The organism is Priestia sp. USM5 (assembly GCF_058323215.1).
The window spans coordinates 107,936-128,799 of the sequence record NZ_JBSGKN010000004.1 but is presented as its reverse complement, the minus strand read 5'-3'; the positions used below and the strand labels follow the sequence as shown (position 1 = coordinate 128,799).

Annotated in this window: 18 protein-coding genes; 2 read left to right on the top strand and 16 right to left on the bottom strand. The window is 33.4% G+C overall.

Annotated elements, in window-relative coordinates; all coding sequences use genetic code 11:
* Positions 1–46: 46 nt before the first annotated feature.
* From ACWATA_RS26815 to ACWATA_RS26795, 5 genes are all read right to left on the bottom strand, one after another.
* Complete coding sequence (locus tag ACWATA_RS26815; RefSeq protein ID WP_094913004.1) at positions 47–601, bottom strand: TVP38/TMEM64 family protein; 555 nt, start codon at positions 599–601, stop codon at positions 47–49.
* 354 nt (positions 602–955) lie between these two features.
* Positions 956–1,900: a C40 family peptidase gene (locus tag ACWATA_RS26810; RefSeq protein WP_473050401.1), complete on the bottom strand. Its 945-nt coding sequence runs from the start codon at positions 1,898–1,900 to the stop codon at positions 956–958.
* Positions 1,901–2,123: 223 nt separating this feature from the next.
* Positions 2,124–3,050: a plastocyanin/azurin family copper-binding protein gene (locus ACWATA_RS26805; RefSeq protein WP_094913003.1), complete on the bottom strand. Its 927-nt coding sequence runs from the start codon at positions 3,048–3,050 to the stop codon at positions 2,124–2,126.
* A gap of 86 nt (positions 3,051–3,136) precedes the next feature.
* Positions 3,137–3,862: a cytochrome c biogenesis CcdA family protein gene (locus ACWATA_RS26800; protein WP_062687456.1), complete on the bottom strand. Its 726-nt coding sequence runs from the start codon at positions 3,860–3,862 to the stop codon at positions 3,137–3,139.
* A 45-nt stretch (positions 3,863–3,907) separates the two neighbouring features.
* Positions 3,908–4,837, bottom strand: a complete 930-nt coding sequence (locus tag ACWATA_RS26795) for a F510_1955 family glycosylhydrolase (protein WP_062687455.1) — start codon at positions 4,835–4,837, stop codon at positions 3,908–3,910.
* Positions 4,838–5,142: 305 nt separating this feature from the next.
* Here ACWATA_RS26795 and asnB point away from each other — a divergent pair, with 305 nt between their 5' ends.
* Positions 5,143–7,047, top strand: coding sequence for an asparagine synthase (glutamine-hydrolyzing) (gene asnB / locus ACWATA_RS26790; RefSeq protein ID WP_062687454.1), 1,905 nt, complete (start codon positions 5,143–5,145; stop codon positions 7,045–7,047).
* A 252-nt stretch (positions 7,048–7,299) separates the two neighbouring features.
* On the opposite strand, the gene ACWATA_RS26785 is transcribed toward asnB, so the two are convergent.
* From ACWATA_RS26785 to ACWATA_RS26740, 10 genes are all read right to left on the bottom strand, one after another.
* A complete protein-coding gene (locus tag ACWATA_RS26785) occupies positions 7,300–8,718 on the bottom strand; it encodes a sensor histidine kinase (RefSeq protein ID WP_473050400.1) in 1,419 nt (472 codons plus the stop codon).
* Complete coding sequence (locus ACWATA_RS26780; protein ID WP_221815837.1) at positions 8,715–9,419, bottom strand: response regulator transcription factor; 705 nt, start codon at positions 9,417–9,419, stop codon at positions 8,715–8,717. Before ACWATA_RS26780 ends, ACWATA_RS26785 begins: the two co-directional genes overlap by 4 nt.
* Positions 9,420–9,591: 172 nt before the next feature.
* Positions 9,592–9,921, bottom strand: a complete 330-nt coding sequence (locus ACWATA_RS26775; RefSeq protein WP_473050399.1) for a (2Fe-2S) ferredoxin domain-containing protein — start codon at positions 9,919–9,921, stop codon at positions 9,592–9,594.
* Positions 9,922–9,923: 2 nt separating this feature from the next.
* Complete coding sequence (locus tag ACWATA_RS26770; protein ID WP_473050398.1) at positions 9,924–10,088, bottom strand: hypothetical protein; 165 nt, start codon at positions 10,086–10,088, stop codon at positions 9,924–9,926.
* Positions 10,089–10,101: 13 nt separating this feature from the next.
* On the bottom strand, positions 10,102–12,519 hold the full coding sequence (locus ACWATA_RS26765; protein ID WP_473050397.1) for a heavy metal translocating P-type ATPase: 2,418 nt from the start codon (positions 12,517–12,519) through the stop codon (positions 10,102–10,104).
* An 81-nt stretch (positions 12,520–12,600) separates the two neighbouring features.
* Positions 12,601–12,807 (bottom strand): copper chaperone CopZ, encoded by a 207-nt coding sequence (copZ, locus tag ACWATA_RS26760; RefSeq protein WP_221815833.1) that lies wholly within the window; start codon positions 12,805–12,807, stop codon positions 12,601–12,603.
* 17 nt (positions 12,808–12,824) lie between these two features.
* Positions 12,825–13,157 (bottom strand): metal-sensitive transcriptional regulator, encoded by a 333-nt coding sequence (locus ACWATA_RS26755; protein WP_043976884.1) that lies wholly within the window; start codon positions 13,155–13,157, stop codon positions 12,825–12,827.
* 156 nt (positions 13,158–13,313) lie between these two features.
* Entirely contained in the window at positions 13,314–14,492 is a 1,179-nt protein-coding gene (gene spoIIP, locus ACWATA_RS26750) for a stage II sporulation protein P (protein WP_473050396.1), read from the bottom strand.
* A 219-nt stretch (positions 14,493–14,711) separates the two neighbouring features.
* Positions 14,712–15,392, bottom strand: coding sequence for a response regulator transcription factor (locus tag ACWATA_RS26745; protein WP_473050394.1), 681 nt, complete (start codon positions 15,390–15,392; stop codon positions 14,712–14,714).
* Position 15,393: 1 nt separating this feature from the next.
* Positions 15,394–16,770, bottom strand: a complete 1,377-nt coding sequence (locus ACWATA_RS26740) for a sensor histidine kinase (RefSeq protein ID WP_473050393.1) — start codon at positions 16,768–16,770, stop codon at positions 15,394–15,396.
* A gap of 194 nt (positions 16,771–16,964) precedes the next feature.
* On the opposite strand from ACWATA_RS26740, the gene ACWATA_RS26735 reads away from it, so the two are divergent.
* Positions 16,965–18,584 carry a multicopper oxidase family protein gene (locus ACWATA_RS26735; protein WP_062687350.1) on the top strand — a complete coding sequence of 540 codons (1,620 nt, stop codon included), beginning with the start codon at positions 16,965–16,967 and terminating at the stop codon, positions 18,582–18,584.
* A 126-nt stretch (positions 18,585–18,710) separates the two neighbouring features.
* Here the strand turns inward: ACWATA_RS26735 and ACWATA_RS26730 are convergent, their stop codons facing one another.
* Positions 18,711–20,567, bottom strand: coding sequence for a copper-translocating P-type ATPase (locus ACWATA_RS26730; RefSeq protein WP_373688714.1), 1,857 nt, complete (start codon positions 20,565–20,567; stop codon positions 18,711–18,713).
* Positions 20,568–20,864: the final 297 nt, after the last annotated feature.

Here is a 20,864-nt window from a genome sequence, read left to right as displayed (position 1 = left end):
GGTTGGTTTGTTTTTTAATTTCATGAAACTAATAAGGTTTTGCCCTCTATTTAGAAATAGATTTCCACTTCCTCCACCCATACACAAGAAGAAAAATGGATATACACAACAAAAGAAATTTACCTTGCTTTGTCCAAGTGACAATCTGATACGTAGAATATACCTCAATAGCAAGAGCAGGAATTTTCCCAAGAGTACTTGCCATAAAGAAATGAAAAGGTGACATTTTCCCTACAGCAGAAAGGAAAGTAACAATACTAGAAGGTACAAAGGGCATTAACCGCAGGGAAAAAACCATCAGAAAAGCTTCTTTTCCCGTAACATGTAGTAATTGTTGTACTTTAGGATATTTAGAAACTTTTTGTTCAACAATTCGATTAAATCCTTTCCTATATAGCACAAAAGAAATAATTGCTCCTATTACTTCTCCTAAAAAAGATATAATTGTACCTTCCCACAAACCAAAAATTTTCAAATTAATGGCTGTCACAAATGTGCTAGGAATAAAGCCTAATATGCTTACAACAATACTTATAAGAACACTTAAAATAACTGCTATTTGAGGATAGGTAGATAATAGGGACTCCAAATATGATTGCATTAATTGAATCTCCTGTTATAAATTTTTTATATTTAGAATATGTATAAAAAATATCCGATAATCAAGAAAAGCCAGGATTTTTTATCAAATTTCCTGCTTGAAGGATGAATTACTCTTCTTATATTTTTCTTTACCTTATCAATTGGTAGAGGCTATTTTATGATTGTTAAAGAGCTCGACTAAAATGTCGAGCTCTCAAGTTACTACATATCTCTTACCGTACCACCTACATCTGTTGTCCTCAGTAGGATCTAGTTTTCTTATCTTTAAATTTAGCACATAAAATTGAATTTTTAACTAGGCTGTTATCCTATAGCTTTTTAATAAAAAAAGGAGCTATAGGCTCCTTTTAAATTAATAATTAATTTTCTTTGCTCCTAGATATCTCTTTGACCAATAGCTATTACTCATTGAACTAATTGTCACACCCGTTGATGAACCAGCTTGTAAAAATTGACCATTACCGAGATAGATACCAGCATGTGATGGACCTGGCTTGTATGTTTCAAAGAAAACAAGGTCTCCTACACTTGGAGATTTAACAGATACACCAACCTTGTAAATATCCGCCACTGTACGTGGTAATTTAATGCCAAGCGCCTCTTTATATACATAATCTAGGAATCCACTACAATCAAATCCACTTGGAGTAGTTCCACCCCAAACATATTTTACGCCTATGTATTTTTTTCCTGTGTTAATTAATTTTGAAGCACTAGATGTAGAAGTATTACTTGGTTGAACAGGTTTAGATGGGGTAGTTACCGAACTAGAATTTCCCAGCGCCTTCCATGTAGCCGGTCCAACAATTCCATCTGCTGATAATCTATTTGCTTTTTGAAAGTTAACAACAGCTTGCTTTGTAATGGATCCAAAATAAGTTGTTGTTGTGCTATTTTTAAAATAACCTTTTTGTTTTAAGATTTGTTGTAATTTTTGAACATCGGAACTTGTCATTCCTTGCTTTAATACTTTAGTGCCCGCAGTAGCTGTATTGGAACCTTGATTACTACTAGCTACGTTTAACGCCTTAAATGTAGTTGGTCCAACAATTCCATCTGCTGATAATCTATTTGCTTTTTGAAAGTTAACAACAGATTGTTTTGTAATAGATCCAAAATAAGTTGTTGTTGTACTATTTTTAAAATAACCTTTCTGTTTTAATACCTGTTGTAACTGTTTTACGTCATTATTTTTCATTCCACTTTTTAGTGTTTGATCACCAAAAGCTGCATTACTAATAATAGGACTTGCAAACAAAGCGCTTGCGACTGTCATAGTTGCTACCAATTTTTTCATTTATATGGGACCTCCTGAATAATCTTCCTCTTAAACTATTGTTATCATACCATTATTCGACATTATTTGATGATTAAGAGTAGTTTACAAAAGTATGGAGGAAATGTGGAGTTTTACATATAATTACAAAAAATAAAGAATCATTATAACAGTCTGCAAGTATAAACCTTATAATCTATTTAAATAAAAGAAGTTATAAGGCAATATTTTTATACTAGTTGACTTAGGAACCCACTGTTATGGTGCCATTCATACCTAATTGCTCATGGCTTGGTAATGTACAATAGAAATTATAAATTCCCTCTTGGGTAAATGTAACGGTTATCTCGCTTGCTTTCCCTGGAATTGCATGTAAATGTAGAGCATTATTACCTTCATGTTGATGAGTAGTTCCATTTTGTATTTTAATGCCTTGCGAACGTTTAAACTCTAAATCATGTTCAATTTTTCCTTTATTCTCCAACTTTATAGTGACAGTCTGTCCTTTTTTGATAGATAAGTTACGGGGAGTATAGTTGTATTCTTCACTCGATATAAGCATTGAAGCAGAATTGTTTTTACTAAGCTCTAAATTATTACTACTCTCTGTCTGATGCAATTGATGAATATTATTTGAATTAATTGTTGGAACCTTAACTACTGGACCCAGTTGGTGAAATAAAATAAAAAAACTAGCCATAATCCCTGCATACATCAAGGGATTTCGGAGATAACGTGTTATTCTTGACTTATGATGAAAAACATAACATATGATAACGCTAATGACAAAGACATATAGTGTAAACATAATTTTAATTAATGGATCTGCATATTGAGTATCTACCATATCTCCGAGCATAGCTCCCATCATTCCACCCATAATTGCAGACAAAAAACTTTCTAGTATAGCCAATATCCCAAAAGTTCCTGCGATCATATAAATAAGTACTACGCTTATTCCCATACTTAAGATAGTAGAAATAAATAAGTTTCCCTTTAATATTACACCTAGTAGCACGCCTATCAACAGACTAGCTATCATACCTATACTCATTCCGACAGTCATACTTGCCATTTTCTCTATGGTATCTTTATTCTTAATGCCTAGAAAAGAGGTATATGCACCTAATAAGATAACAACTATAATCATGATATAAAACGATATTGTCACTAATTTCACCCCAACCTAAAAAGAAGTTTATACATGTATATGTGTACAAACTTCTTTTTAGTCTGTGTATCTGATTGCTAGAATTTTTACCAATAAGTTATAATGTCTAGAACACCTATGATTAATAAAAAAACTCCAGCTATTCTCTGAATTACATATCCTATTTTACGTCCTTTTTTATAAACTATAGAATTTAGATTCAGATAGAAGATAAGAGAAATTCCTATTAAAAATGGAATAGCTGTTCCTATAGCAAAAATTGTTGGTAAAATAGCTCCATAGTTAACATTTAATACAGTTGGCATTAGTGTAACGAAAAAAATTACAAACATAGTAGGACAAAAAGCAAGCGAGGTACTAAATCCTAAAAGAAAAGAACTTAATAAACTATTTTTCTTTTTAAAGATAGGGGATAAATTAAAGTTCCCCTTTAGCTTAAATAAGCCTAATAAATAGAAACCTATTATAAGGTAGAGTGGACCTATAAACTTTCTTGCATATGGAAAATAAAGCGTTAAATTACGTTGAAATTCCTGGCCTATCCACCAGGTGAATAAGCCTAATAAAGAAAATGCTAGTATCTTTCCTAAAACATATAATAAAAGGTCTTTCCAAACTTCTCTTTTTCTTTTTAATGATTCATTTGCATAAAGTACAAATGCACTAATATTACTTGTAAATTGACACGGGGCTATAGCACCTACAATTCCCAAAAAAAGTGCAAACAATACTGGGAATGATTCTGCTGTATATGCCATATTGCGAAATGGTTCGCTAAATAACTGGCTAACTTTCGTAAGAATATTGTACAATTTAGAACGCCCCCATTTTACATAAAAAATAAAACAGAAAAAGAATCAGGATTTTGTCATCTTTCCATCCTCAAGGGTTTTATTCCACTTTCTTCCGCCATTTTCTGTGAGATAGATATCGTTTCCCTTTGTTATAAAAGACATTTTTGATGGGTTAAAAGGATTAACATTAATAAAGAGAATAGTATCATCTTTATCTAATGAAGGAATAGCTATTTCTTCTTCTGCTTCTTTACCGTTAAGAGGTTTACTAATTAACGCGCTTTTTTGGTTACTAAGAGTAGAATATATAACACTCTCTTTATTGATAGATAAAGCTGTTACATTTTGGACCTGTGAAAATAATTTAAAATTATTACCTTTATCTTTTGAAAGATAAAGTCCTTGCTGTGTAGCAATCCCTATAGTTCCAACTTCTTCTGGATGAGCAGCTATACTATTGGCAGGAGTCTGGGGCATTCCATTTAACTGACTTAAATTCCATGTTTCACCTTTGTCCTCTGAGAAGTAAAGACCTTGTCCAATTTTGGAATTAGGCTGAGAATTGACCACATAAATGGCTGGACTGTTATAGCCTGTAGCTAAATAATGAAAGTCACTTTCTCCGTAAAAAGCTACTTTTTTTAATTTTTCTCCCTTATCTGTACTTTTCACTAATCCTAAAGGGTTTTTAAGATTTGATCCTTCTTCAGGATGACCACTTGAATAGAATCCCTCTTTAGTAGCTTGGAATCCCATATAATCATGATTATTTTCAATTGTCTCATACCACTTTCCATTACGATAAATTTTCACTCCATGATGAGTCGCTATGTATAAACCTTCATCATTCCCTGGATATCCAGCTCCATGAATATGATCAATCTTCTCATCTTTTAAAGGAGTTAGAAATGCTTTTTCTTTGCCTTCTTCTCCTGATGAACATGCGCTTAACAACGTCGTAGTTATAGCTAGCATATACGTTAGTTTTCTCATTGCTCCCATCTCCTTTTTTGAATAGACTCCTTATTAATCTTAATTGAAAAGTGTGAAAAATTGTCGAGAATTTTAAATATAAGAAATACTAACTAGATCTGGTGTGTACTTCCTTATTAGTTAAAAACCAATTTAACAAACAGTATGTTTATTATCAGACCTTTTCTATTATGATTAATTTCCAAAAGCATAAAAATTTTTTTGTTCCTCCATACATTCTACAAATTTAATTGTTAAATTTCATTTAGAGTGGTAAGTTCCAAGATACCACCTTTTAGGAAATTTAATATAAGCAGGTGAGCAAAATGTGTGGATATGTTGGATATGTATTAAACTCTTCTCCATCATTTAAAAAGATTTCACATAACGTAGATATAAAGCAATTAAATTCAATGATTTATCACCGGGGCCCTGACAGTCAAGGTTATTATCAAGATGAGTATGTATATTTGGGATTTAGTCGATTAAGTATTATTGACTTAGAAAATGGTAATCAGCCTCTTTCTTATGATGATGAAAATTACTGGATTGTATTTAATGGTGAAATATACAACTATGTAGAAATTAGAGAAAGCTTAACTAAAAAAGGATATGAGTTTCAAACTTCTTCAGATACCGAAGTATTATTAGCTTTATATAAAGATGAAAAAGAGAATGCTCTAAAGCAACTAAGAGGAATGTTTTCATTTGTAATTTGGGACAAGCGTGAACAAGTTTTGTTTGGAGCAAGGGATCCATTTGGAATAAAACCTTTTTATTATCTTGAAAGGGATGATAAATTATTTTTCGGCTCAGAAAAAAAGAGTCTTTTAGAGACCAAAACAATGCCTATTATTTCTCAAACTTCTCTTCAACATTATCTTAGTTACCAATATGTTCCTGAACCTGAAACGATGGATGTTGATATTAAAAAGCTGCAACCTGGGCATTATTTTACAAAGAAGTTAAATCAGTCCATGAAGATTCAACAATATTGTGAAGCTTATTTTTCTCCAAAAAATAAAACAGAGGATGAATTTGTTAAAGAAATAAGAGAAGCTATGATTGATTCTGTGAAAATGCATATGAGAAGTGATGTTCCAGTAGGTTCCTTCCTCTCTGGGGGAATAGACTCCAGTTTAATTGCATCTATTGCCAAAGAGTTTCACCCTAATTTAAAAACTTTTTCTGTAGGATTCGAAACAGATGGGTATAGTGAAATGGATATAGCAAGAGAGACAGCAGATAAATTGGGTGTAGAAAATATTCAATATACAATAACGCCGGATGAATTTGTTCATGAACTCCCAAAGATTGTATGGCATTTAGATGATCCTCTCGCGGATCCAGCAGCTGTTCCTTTATACTTTTTAGCACGTGAAGCAAGAAAACATGTAAAAGTTGTTCTTTCTGGTGAAGGTGCGGATGAGCTATTTGGAGGCTATAATATCTATAGAGAACCTCATTCTTTAAGGTTCTTTAAACATATTCCTTCAGGACTTCACGATGTCTTGAATCAAATAAGTAATATAATTCCACAAGGTGTAAGGGGTAAAAGTTTGTTGGAGCGTGGAACGACGCCACTTCGACAACGTTATATTGGTAATGCTAAAATTTTTACAGAGCTTGAAAAGTCAACACTTATGTCATCATACAAGGAATATATTGAGTTCACAGATATTACATCACCATATTATTCTAAAGCCCACGATTATGATGATGTGAGCAAAATGCAGTTTATAGACTTTCATACTTGGTTAAGAGGTGACATCTTACTAAAAGCTGATAAGATGACTATGGCGCATTCATTAGAGTTACGTGTACCATTTCTAGATAATAAGGTTTTTGAAGTTGCAAACAAAATTCCTACGAATCTAAAGATTGCTAATAACACAACTAAGTATATTTTACGTAAGGCAGCTGAAGGTATTGTTCCTGATCACGTTCTTACACGCCGGAAACTAGGCTTTCCTGTTCCTATTCGCCATTGGTTAAAGAATGAGCTTTATGATTGGGCTACAGATTTAGTGACGAATAGCGATACAGAGCATCTAATCAAAAAGGATGCTGTGATGGACCTTATTGAACAACATGCATTAGGCAAGTTTGATAACAGCAGGAAGATATGGACGATACTAATATTTCTATTATGGTATCAAGTTTTTGTTGAGCAAGAGTATGATTTTGACTTTTACTATCCAACTAAACAAAAAGGAATAGCCTTCAACTAAAATAAAACCAATGGCTTACAAGGCCATTGGTTTTATTTTTCTTTATTCCTATTCTTCAATTGTTTCTTTCTCTTTGATAACACTATATATAAGAGATAGATAATAATAACTATCAATAAAGCTACATGAGGATAAAATTCTTTAAGCCATATATACGGATTAGAATGAACGTGAAAATTAGAAGCAGAAGCTATAGAATATCCCGTGCAAGTTAGTCCCACAAGAATGAAAATGATAGGAGCAATATAACTGTTAAATTTCATCATTGCTCTTCTCCTCTGTAGAGTCCAATGGTAGTCTCACAAGGAAGGAAGTACCATTTTGACTTTTACTCTGTACCTCAATATTTCCTTGTAACAATTTTATAATTTCTGACACAATAGATAATCCTAATCCAGTGCCTCCCATTTTTCTTGACCTTGATTTCTCCACTCGATGAAAGCGATCAAATATAAATGGAAGTTCATCTTCGGGTATTCCTACACCTGTATCTTGAATCAATACACAAATATAATCTTTCTCTAGCCATGCACTTAGATAAATACTTCCTTTTTCTGTATAGTTCACAGCGTTTTCTAATAAGTTAAATAACACTTGCTCTATACGTGATCCATCTGAAAAGAGTAAGGGAAGCTCCCCCCCAATATCATAACTAAGATCTAAATTCTTCTCTTTTGCTTTTAGCATGACTTTCTTTATGGATTGTTGAATGATTTCTTCTACATCAACAGATTGAAAATATAATTCTAAACGTCCTTCCTCCATTTTTGAAAGCTCAAACAAATCTTGGACAAGTTTAGCAAGACGTTCAGATTCACTTTCAATAATACTAGAGTAGGTTTCTAGCTCCTCTTTATTTTTGTACTGATGCTTCGTTAAAAGTTCAGCATAACCTTTTAAATAAGAGGTTGGTGTCCTCAATTCATGAGAAATATTTGCTAAGAACTCACTTCTATTCTTTCTATAATTATTAAGTTCAATACTTAGATCATTGATTGCTTGGGCTAGAGATCCTATTTCATCCTTAGATGTAATATTGACCTTTGTCTCTAAGTTCCCTCGAGCAATTGCCCTTGTTGCTCTTTCCATCTTAATTAATGGACTAGAAAGTTTTTTTGAAACAAACAATGTATAGCCTAGAGCTAAAAAGATAGAGCCAACTATCGTAATTAAAATCCAGTTTCTGACGTTATGAAGCGAACGATGAATTTCATCAATTGAGGAAAAGACTAATATCCCCCCCTCAAACTTTCCATTTTCTAAGATAGGACGTCCTACTGTAAAGAAATATTCTTTGGTTTTGGGATCAGTATAGCCCCTTTCAAAATGTTTGCTTTCTCTCAAGCGTAGGTATAATTCCTTTGGTATATTCTTTCCTTTCTTAAACGCAGATAAGTCGTTGTTTGATAAAACTTTTCCATCTTTGTCCACTAATATAATATCTTTTTCTGTAATAGTACTTAGATATTCATAAAAAGTTGCTTGATTTTCATTAGGGGTCTCAGAGGTTTTAGATAAATTTAATGACAGCTCATTTACATTCTCATGTACTTGAGTAGAGTATACACCTGAAAATATACGATACGTAGAAAACCCGAATGGTAACAATACAATCAAAAATAAAATCATAATTGTTAATCCAAGTTTCCATATAACACTCTTGAAGTTCATTGGAGGTCCTCTTGGATGTTTAATTTATAACCTATTCCCCATACAGTTTTTATAAAGTTTATTTCTTTTTCCACTTTCTTAAGTTTAATACGAATATTTTTAACATGTGTATCTACCGTACGTAAATCACGTGATTCATACATTTCCCAAATATTGTCCAGTAAAATCTCTCTGGTAAATACTCTTTGAGGTTGAGAAGCAAGCAAAGCAACTAAAGAAAACTCTTTAGCTGTTAATTCCACTAATTGGTTGTTAACAGTTAGTTGTCTACTTTCATTGTCTATTAGAAAACGCCCATTTAAAAGTTTAATCTGATTATTACTCTCGTCTCTTTTTTGAATATGATCATATCTCCGAAGTAAAGCCTTTATCCTTGCCTTCAATTCTTCAAATTCGAATGGTTTTATTAGGTAATCATCTGCACCCAGCTCTAGTCCTTTCACTTTATCATAAAGTTCACTTCTGGCTGTTAACATAATAATAGGGGTATCTCCCTTTTTAAGTATTCTTTCACATACTGTCCAACCGTCTACATGAGGTAACATAATATCTAGAACCACAAGGTCAAAAACTTGATTTTCTATATAATCTAGAGCAATTTTCCCATCTTTTGCTTCGGTTATATTATATTCATCTGAAAGATGTATTTTGAGTAAATTTAACATGTACTCCTCATCTTCAACAATTAAAATATTTTTCATCACTACACTCCTTATCTCTTGCTGAGAATCCTTCTTCTATTTAAAACATGAAATTGTGGAGAAAGTTTGAAGATAATTTGATTAAGGTACTGAAATTTTCTATTTTAACTACAGTTCTTTCTTTTCTAAGGATAAAAAAGAGTTTAGCTAGGGAAAAGCTAAACTCTTTTCATTATTCTGTTTTCTTCTCAATAAAGTGTTGTTCTTCGTAGTATAATAAAACTTTTTGCTCTAAAGGAAGTTCTTCATTTATTTCTTCAATAAGCTTCCTTCCAGACTCTTCATCCATTTTTTTATACCAGATACCGTTTGGATACAAAATTGTAATAGCGCCATTTTTACACTGACCATTACATAACGTCTTAGTTGTATGAATGAATTTAGTATAACCACTTTTTTTTATTTGGTCACGAATCGCTTCTGCAACTTCTTTGCCACCATTTTTGCAGCAACTTTTCCCATTACAAATTAATACATGCTTTTGTACTTCTTGCATATTCATCCTTACAACACCCTGTCACTATAAAGTTTTTCACTTGACATTGGAGTCGAAATCGATTGATGTTGTTGATGCTCACTCATTGGTTGCTGATTAAAACTGGACCAAATAGCATAAACAGCAACAACAATGACAAGGTATAAAACAGCTGAAATAATCCACTTCTTCATTACCTACACTCCTTTATAATTTGACTCTCTGCAATCTTAATGCATTAAGCACGACAGAAACGGAACTAAAGGCCATTGCAGCACCTGCTAACCAAGGAGCTAACAAACCAATTGCAGCAATCGGTATACCTAACGTGTTATAACCAAACGCCCAAAATAAATTTTGCTTAATATTTTGGATTGTCTTTTTACTCATAAAGATAGCATCAGCAATGCTATTCAAGTCTCCACGCATTAAAGTAATATCAGCAGCTTCCATTGCTACGTCCGTACCTGTACCAATAGCCATACCAATATCTGCTAAAGCTAAGGCAGGCGCATCATTAATACCATCCCCTACCATGGCTACTTTTTTTCCTTGCTGTTGGAGCTTCTTTACTTCTTCTGCTTTGCCTTCAGGCAATACCTCAGCAATTACATGTGAAATACCTACTTGTTGAGCAATTGCTTGGGCAGTCTGCTTATTATCACCTGTAATCATAATAACTTCTAGGCACATCTCTTTTAATCGAGTGACAGCTTCTTTTGAAGTTTCTTTAATGGTATCAGCTACAGCAATTAATCCTGCGTATTGTCCGTCAATAGCAACCAACATGGCTGTTTTTCCTTCACGTTCTAACTCAATCATTTTTTCTAAATTATTCTCAATTTGAATATTATTTTGGTTCATTAATTTACGTGTTCCAACTAATAACTCTTTCTCATTTACAACAGATTTAATACCAAAACCAGGAATAGCTTCAAATGTGGAAGGACTAGCTAATTCAGTTCCCTTTGCTTTGATACCTTCTACAATAGCTTGAGCAAGAGGATGTTCTGATTGTTTTTCAGCTGAACCTACTAACTCTAAAAAATCCTGTTCTTTAATTCCGTCTGCTACAAATATGTCAGTCAATTCCGGAGTACCGTTCGTCACTGTACCTGTTTTATCTAAAATAATCGTATTAATTCTATGGGTAGTTTCTAAATGTTCTCCACCTTTAAATAAGATACCAAACTCTGCTGCACGGCCTGATCCTGCCATAATAGAAGTTGGAGTTGCTAATCCTAATGCACATGGACAAGCAATCACCAATACAGCAATTAACTTCTCTAGGGCTGAAGCAAAGTCACCTGGTTGAACCCAGATATACCAAATTAAAAAGGTAACAATAGCAATACCCACTACGATTGGAACAAATATACCTGATATCTGATCAGCCATTCGCTGAATAGGTGCCTTAGAACCCTGAGCTTCTTCCACTACTTTAATGATTTGCGCTAAAGCTGTATCTCTTCCAACTTTAGTTGCTTTTACTTTTAAAAATCCATTTTTATTGATTGTTGCACCAATAACTGCATCTCCAACAGTTTTATCTACTGGAACACTTTCTCCTGTTAACATGGACTCGTCTAAAGCTGATTGACCTTCTACAATTTCTCCATCTACAGGTACCTTCTCACCAGGTTTTACATACACAATATCTCCTGATTGTACTTCTTCAATTGGAATCTCAACTTCTTCTCCATTTCGAAAAACGGTCGCCGTTTTTGCTTGTAAACCCATAAGTTTTTTGATGGCCTCAGAAGAACGACCTTTGGCATTTGCTTCAAATAACTTACCTAATATAATAAGCGTGAGTAATACAGCACTTGTTTCATAATATAGTTCAATCATTGAAGCGTCTGATCCTATTGATTTAATTGAAACATATAAACTATAGAAATACGCTGCACTCGTTCCTAAGGCTACGAGAACATCCATATTGGCACTTTTATTACGAAGTGCTTTGAAAGCACCTACGTAAAATTGTTTACCTACAATAAACTGTACTGGAGTTGCAAGAGCCAATTGAACCCAAGGATTCATTAGCATCTCTGGTAATGGAATAAACGAAGTAAAAGAAAAGTGACTAACCATTGCCCATAACAAAGGAAAACTTAAAATAAGTGAAAACCAAAACTTCCCTTTTTGTTTTTTAATTTCTTTTTCTCGATGATTCGTGTCTTCTTCTTTTTCTTCTGACTTTAATGTAGCTCCATATCCCAGTTTCTCTACGCGCTGAATCATTTCTGTCGTATTTACCTGGGAGGGGGTATATTCTACTGTAGCTGTTTCTAATGCGAAATTAACTGTGGCCTTTGAGACTCCCTCTAATTTATTCAAGCCTTTTTCAATTCGGTTTGCACAAGCTGCGCAAGTCATGCCTGTAATACTAAATTCATCTTTGTCATTTACAATGTCATAACCTAATTTTTGAATTTTTTGTTCAAAATCTTGAGTAGTTGTTTTTGATGGATCGTATACAATGGTTGATCTTTCTAATGCAAAATTTACGTTAGCATCCTGAACACCATCAATTTTCTTTAATCCTTTTTCGATACGGTTTGCACAAGCTGCACAGGTCATGCCACTAATTTGTAAAGTGGTTTCTTTTTGCTGTTCGCTCATTTTATAACCTCCTATTATACCCCTATTAGGTATATTTAATTCCTAAAGGAAGCGTGCGGAAAAATTCGCACGCTATTTTATTTAGGCTACTTCATAACCTTGGTCATCAATAGCTTCTTTAATTGATTCTAACGATACTTTGTTTTGATCAAATTCAACGGTTACCTTTGCTTCATTTAGATTTACCTCTACATGTTGTACACCGTTAAGTTCACTAACACTTCCTTCAATAGATTTCACACAATGACCACAAGACATTCCTTTAACTGTTAACGTTACTTTTTCCATTCTTAACATCTCCTTTTTTATTTCATTAGTCGTTTAATTGTTGTCAATAATTCATCTACTACTTCTTTATCGCCTTCTTGAACACGCTCAACTATACAGTGTTTAAGGTGTCCTTCAAGTAATATCTTACTTACACCGTTTAAAGCAGATTGCACGGCTGCAATTTGAGTAATGACATCATCACAATAAGTATCTTTCTCAATTAATCCTTTAATACCACGAATTTGTCCTTCAACACGATTCAACCGACTTGCTAGGTTTTTTTTTACTTCTGGAGAATGATGACTTTTTCGTTCACTATTTATAGAACAACAACTTTCTGAGTTGTTGCTTTTATCGGATGTATCCATTTAATTTCCTCCTTTCATATTATATTATACGATACCCCCCTACCCTATGTGAAGGGATAAATGCCTTTTTTAAAAAAAAATTTAAGAATAGCTCTATAATAAGCAGAAAAGATTACGGAGATATTCTTAAATTTACCTTTATAAGAACTGTTTTTCTTATCGATTTGTAACAGCTTCTGCTTGCCAGTAATATTCAGCTATTACTTCTGCTAAAGCATCTGTTGTACGATACATTTCTTCTAGTGTATTATCAACTCCACCAACTTCTATAATAATTGAATGTGTTGATAGGTCTTGATTGTATACGCCATTTCCTTGACTTTTATTTTTTTTAAATATACCTCTTGATATACCAGGATATTTCTGCTCTAAGAGTGTATTTAATCCCTTAGCAAACTGTAAGTTCTTTTTATAATTATTGTACTCTGTTCCAATAATAAAAAATAATCGTGCATAATCTTTACCTTGAATTTTTTTTGTGGTTACTGCTCTTCTTTGAGAATCTCGATGTAAGTCAAAAAAGAAAGTTAAATCTCTATTTTGATTAGTAGATGTTTGTAAAATTTCTCTGGTCATCTTATATGAGCTACGATAATCTAACCCTTTTGATTCTAACTCTTTTACTATATCGGTAGTATTTACTTCAGTTCCAATCCCTTTTTGTTCTAAGTGTTCCCCTAATTTTTTCCCCACTAACATAATATTCATTTTAGAGTCATGAGCATTATCCGGATTATCTTCTCCTTTTAGATAAGGTAAAAAGGATTCTCTGCTATGTGTGTGATAAATGAAGGCTACTTTCTTACCTTCTGTACTCTTTGAAGGCTCTTCGTGTTTATGTTCGGTACTTTGGTTAGTTTTTTCTATTTCTTTTAAATTTCCCTCTGATAATTCTCTTTCTTTTAACAACACATCCATAGGTGGAGAAGATTCAATAGGGAGGTTGCTGTAATTCGTTCCTTCTCCTGCAACAATGATTTTTGTGTCAAAAGTTTTAAATCCAGGTATTTCATCTAGAAGGAGGCTAGCAGTTCGTTGTGATTGTATATCTGTAAGCAGTTCAATAATAACTGATAAGGTATTAGGTGGCTTACTATCACTTGGAAGCACTTGTCTAAAATATTTATTTTCAGTTCCTATGATATACATCATGGATTCTCCAGGAGAATTTCGCATCCATTGATTTAGTGTATGACTATATACATAATTTTTTGAAACTGGATTCAAAATTAATACAGCTATAAGAGATGAACAAATAATAATAAAAGTAAATATTGATCGCTTTGTATATCGCTCAGGCTTCTCTGTAGGCCTTCTTCCTTTAATATGTTTCATGAACATCCTCCAGTACAGTAGGGGTGTTCTGTTAATCTAAGAGGAAAAAACACATACTTATAAAAGTGAAATTTTCACTTTATAACATGCAGCAGTGAAAGCCATAATAATTTTAAAAAGTACCTTTCATGAATTTTTATGTAATTTTTCTAATGAAACATTGTATTTTATTTCGTTTTCCATTGATACATCTATCTTGTTAATGACTGTATAAATTTTTTAATTCTTATCCACCCACTTATATCCTAATCCCCATACAGTCTGCAAGTGGTTATCTATTGGGAATCCTGCTTTGCGCAGTTTATCTCTTACATTACGTACATGTGAATCAATTGTACGCCCCTCAATTTCAGCATCATATCCCCATACTAAAGTTAGTAAGTCTTCACGATTAAATACTCTATTTGGATGCTGTAATAGTAGGCCTACTAATTTAAACTCTTTTGGAGTAACCTGTATTTCTTCATTTTTATATTTTAATAAGTGGTATTCTCGACTCCATAATAATCCTTTATAATTAATTTCTTCTTTTTCGGTTGAAGACCTACGTAAAACAGCTCTAATACGAGCGATTAATTCTCCTTCACTAAAAGGTTTGACAATATAATCATCAGCTCCGGTATTAAGCCCCTTTATAATATCTCCGGTTTGATTACGTGCTGTTAACATTACAACTGGAATATTAGAAGTATTTCTAACTTCTTGACATATTTCCCATCCATCTTTCTCTGGCATCATAATATCCAAAAGTATTAAATCTAACTTGTTTCCTTTCTCCAGAAAGTTTAATGCTTCTACTCCAGAATCAAATTTAATGCATGTAAATCCATTAGGAGTAAGGTAAAGTTCAAGTAAATCTAACATTCTTACTTCATCATCAACTAATAAAATAGTTGGCATCCTAAACATCCTCTCGAAGTGAAATTTTAACGGTTGTTCCCTGTCTTAATTTACTTTCTATTGTTACTTCTCCACCATGTGCTTCTACAATTTCTTTTACAATAGATAATCCTAATCCATGGCCCCCGCTTTTTCTTGATCTAGATTTCTCTACTCTATACAATTTATCAAAAACATAAGGCAAGTCAGTTGATGGAATTCCTATTCCTTGATCTTTAAAAGTAATATTAACTCTTTTTGGTAACTTTTCTACACTCAATGAAATCTCTGTTTCATCGTCAGAATACTTTAATGCATTGTCTAATAAATTGACAACGACTTGTTGGAACCTTTCAGGATCAATATTAAATTCAATTCCTTTTGGACAATTGAATTCTAACCTAATATCTTTTTCTTTTAAGGCTAAATCAAAGTGCTCAACTATATTTTTCAAGTAAGTGTAGAGCTCAATCTTTTGTTTTTGAATTAAAAACGTATGTTGATCAAGTTGAGCAAGTTGAAATAGATCTTTCAGCAATTGAGACAGCCTTTGGGCTTCCTCTTGGATTATGTTAAGATACTTATTTCTTTCATCTTCACTATTCGATTGACGTTTAGCTACATCAGCATAACCTTTTAAGTACGTGAGAGGCGTTTGTAGCTCATGGGATATACTACTTAAAAACTCATTACGCTCTTGCTTTAAGCGTTGCAATTCGTTAGCTAAGGTTTGAATTGATGTGCCTAATTGACCCAATTCATCTCTTGAATGGGCGCCCAATCTTACAGAAAAGTCCCCTTGGCTAAGTTTTTGAGTTGCTTGTTTCATCCTTATAAGAGGAATGGTTATAAATTTAGAGAGCGCAAAAATAGTGATAATTGAAAACACTACTGAAATAGCTCCAACTACATAAAAATGATGTTGAAGCCTCGCAATCATTTCTTGAATATCTTTTGTATCCTTAAACATATAGACAGTTCCATAGCTTTGTTTATTTACTTTGATTGGAGAAGCTGTAGCGATATAGGGCTGACTTTTCCAGTCACCTTGCATGATTTCTCCTTGATATGCCAAAGAAGACCCCTTCCATTGCTCTACAGCTTCTTTAGCCCCTTTGAGTAGGGGAGCAGAGGTACGTATAATTTCTCCTTTTTCATTCGCAATAATTACATCTGTCTCTGCTTCTGATTCCATTAGAGCAACATGACTTAGAGTAGCTGGGTCGTGGTGCTTTTCCAGGACGTCACGATGACTGTTTCCTCTTAAACGTAAACCCTCTAATTCTTCTGAAATTCTAGTATTAGCCAGTCCATTATATAGATAAAAAAATAGGCCTGCTTCAATGACTAAAATGAAAGCTAAAAACAGTAAGCCAAGTTTTATTGAAATTTTATTCATGTTTTCACGTCCTTTAACTTAGCCTTAAGCAAATTTTAGAAAAAATATGTGAAGAAAGTGTGCAGATAGGATAATAAATCCAAATTAATTTTAGACAAATTTCTTAAAAAATTAATTATTTACAGTATCTGCAAACATTCTGCACAATTATAAATTAAATTATAGATACATCAAATTATTATGGAGGTGCCGTAGTGAAAAAATTATGGCTTACTTTAATTTTAGTATTACTCGCTATTGTTGGGGTTGCTTGCTCCAACAGTGAAGGAAGTATGAAAGGGCATGACATGTCTAAAATGAATGAAGAGGATATGTCAGATCAAGATATGTCCAATATGAATGCAAGTAAGGGAAAGGAAAACAGTACAGAAAACCTTCCCTCTACTCAAACTACAAAAGTGAAAACAGGAAAAGAATTTACTCTTACAGCTAAAGAAGCTACACATGATTTTGGAAATGGAACAAAATTACCTGTTTGGACATACGATGGTTCTGTACCTGGATCCCAAATTCGAGTTAAACAGGGGGATAAAGTTAAAGTCAATTTAAAAAATGAATTATCTGAACCTGTTACAATTCACTGGCATGGGCTTCCTGTACCAAACAGTCAAGATGGTATTCCAGGGGTCACTATGAATGCTGTACAGCCTGGCAAAACATTCACTTATGAATTTACAGCTTCTGTTCCGGGAACATATTGGTACCACTCTCATCAAGATAGTGTAAACCAGATAGATAAAGGCTTATACGGAACGTTGATTGTAGAAGGAAAAGATGAAGAAAAAGTGGATAAAGATTACACACTTGTATTAGATGAATGGATTTCATCTGGTGAGAGCAGTATGGAAGGTATGGATCATGGTTCCATGACAAGTGATAAAGATACCAAAGATACAGATGACTCAACTGAAAGCATGGATGGGATGAACATGGACATGGAAGAAGACATGAGCATGTATGATCTTTATACCATTAATGGAAAAAGTGCAAAAAATATGGAAACCCTGAAAGTTACAGAGGGAGACACTGTGAAACTTCGTTTAGTAAATGCAGGATATATCTCTCATAAAATACATGTACATGGATATGACTTTAAAATTGTCTCAACAGATGGGCAACCAATTAATGACCCGGCTATTATAAAAGATCAAACGGTGACAGTCGCTCCAGGTGAACGATATGATTTAGTATTTAAAGCTAACAACTCAGGAACATCGTATATTGAATCTCATGATGATACGGATGCTGCTAAAAATATGGTTGCTAAAATTGTTTATGATAACTCAAAGAAAGCAAATGATAAATTAAATCCAAAAGAGTCTTTACCAAATGTAGATATCACTAAATATGGTAAAACTACAAAAAGTGAATTCTCTCTTGATACTAAATTTGACGTTGATTATAAAATGAATCTTGGTACAGCTATGAAAGACAATAGCATGGTTTATACAATCAACAATAGAACCTATCCTAATACTGAACCATTAGATGTAAAAGAGGGCGATTTAGTTAAAGTAACGTTGAAAAACACATCTAAATCAGCTGATCATCCAATGCATTTACATGGACATTTCTTTCAAGTACTAAGTAAAAACGGAAAGCCTATAGAAGGTTCACCACTGATGAAAGATACGCTTAATGTTAAACCAGGTGAAGAATATGTTGTAGCATTTAAAGCTGACAATCCTGGAAACTGGATGTTCCATTGTCATGATTTACATCATGCTTCTGCTGGAATGGTCACTGAAGTAAAATATAAAGGCTATAAAGCATCTTTTACACCAGATTCAAAGGCAAATAATAAGCCTGAATAAAATAATCCCTAGGCAATAGTTGTTGCCTAGGGGTTATTTTAATTTAATTCATAATTAAGTTTTTATTCTATTTAGATTTAATATTTCCCCTATGAATATGCATTGTTATAACAAGCTTGCTTTTAGCTATGCTTTTAGCAACTTTGCATTAATTGCCACAATAATGGTACTCAGGGACATTAACACAGCACCCACTGCTGGACTTAGTACAATTCCTATTTTATAAAAAACACCTGCTGCTAAGGGAATAGCAATTATGTTGTATCCAGCAGCCCACCACAAATTTTGGATCATTTTCCGGTAGGTTTTTTTAGATAAATCAATAATAGAAACAACATCTTTAGGATCGCTGTCCACTAAAATAACATCTGCTGTCTCAATAGCTACATCTGTTCCAGCACCGATTGCAATTCCTAAATCTGAATTAGCTAAAGCCGGCGCATCATTCACTCCATCTCCTGTCATAGCTACTTTCTTTCCTTGTTGTTTAACTTCCTTGATCCTATCAGCTTTTTCATGAGGAAGCACTTCTGCATATACTTTATCTAATCCAACCTGTTTGCCCACATATTGAGCTACTTGATTATTATCTCCTGTTAGCATTATCGACTCTATATCCATTTCTTTAAGCTTTTCTACTGCTTGTTTTGCACTTTCTCGGACTTGGTCTGCTAATGCGACCATTCCAATGTATCTCTGGTTTTCCAATACAAAAATAACTGTTTTTCCATCTTTTGATAATTCGGTATATTTTTCATGAGGATAAGAAATTTTTAATTCATTAATATAGCCTGGACTAACAGAAAGAATGTCCTTTCCATTTACTTTTCCTTTAATCCCCTTACCTGTCATATACTCAAACTCTTCAGGCTGTTTAATTGTAACGCCTTTTTCTTTAGCACTTCTTACTATTCCTTTTGCAATCGGATGCTCAGATTGCCCCTCCAGCGATGCAATAAGGCTTAATAAATCTGTTTCTGTATATCCTTTTTCTAATACAATATCAGTGATACCAAATTCTCCTTTTGTCAGAGTGCCAGTTTTATCAAAAACCACTGCATTAATATTTCGTGCTTCTTCAAAGTGCATTCTATTACGAATCAAAAGGCCTTTTTTAGCCGAGATAGCAGTTGAAATAGAAATTACTAATGGTACAGCTAGGCCTAATGCGTGAGGGCAAGCAATAATCATTACGGTAACCATTCTTTCTAAAGCAAAGTTAAATCCATAACCTAACACTAACCAAGCAAACAAAGTTAAAAACCCTGCTGCTAATGCAATATAAAATAACCACTTTGCAGCTCTATTTGATAAATCTTGTGTTTTAGACCGTGATTCTTGAGCTTCTTTCACCATTTTTACGACTTGGGAAAGATAACTTTCTTCCCCTGTCTTTTCTACAGATACCGTTAAAGAGCCTTCTCCATTAACTGATCCACCTGTAACCGGTTCTCCTATCTTTTTTTCAACTGGCACAGATTCACCTGTTAACATTGATTCGTCAATGGTTGATTGCCCTTTTTTGATGACTCCATCAACAGGTACTCTCTCTCCTGGTTTAATTAATATTTCATTTCCATGTTTTAATTCAGAAACTGTTATATCTGTTATTTGCCCATCTTTATCTATAAGATGAGCTTCAGAAGGTAATAATTTTACCAGTTCTTCTAATGCACTAGATGCTCCCATAATAGATCTCATTTCAAGCCAATGGCCTAATAGCATAATATCAATTAGCGTCACAAGCTCCCAAAAGAAATCCATTCCTTCTAAAATAAAAACCGTTAAGGCACTATAAACATAAGCGACAATGATCGCTAATGCAATTAATGTCATCATACCAAGGTTTCGTTGTTTTATTTCATCTGCGGCGCCTTTTAAAAAAGGGTAACCTCCATAAAAGAAGACAAAAGTTGATAAAGCAAACAACAAATATGAATCAAATGTAAATCCCCAATCAACTCCTAACAATGAATGAATCATGGGAGACAAAAAGAAAACTGGGATACTAACGATTAATGAAATGTAGAAACGCTTCTTGAAATCTTCTACCATATGTCCATGGTGATGCGAATGACCGTTATGTTCTTTTCCCTCATGTGAATGTTCATGGGTATGGTGGCTATGAGTATCATGACTACAGATTTCATGATTATGAGTCTTTTGCACAGTTGAGACCTCCAAGGGTTAGAATGTAGGAATAAATTATATATTCGTTAATCTACCCTTATTTTCAAAAAAAAAGCAATTTCTCATAAAAACAATGTGAATGAGTTATAC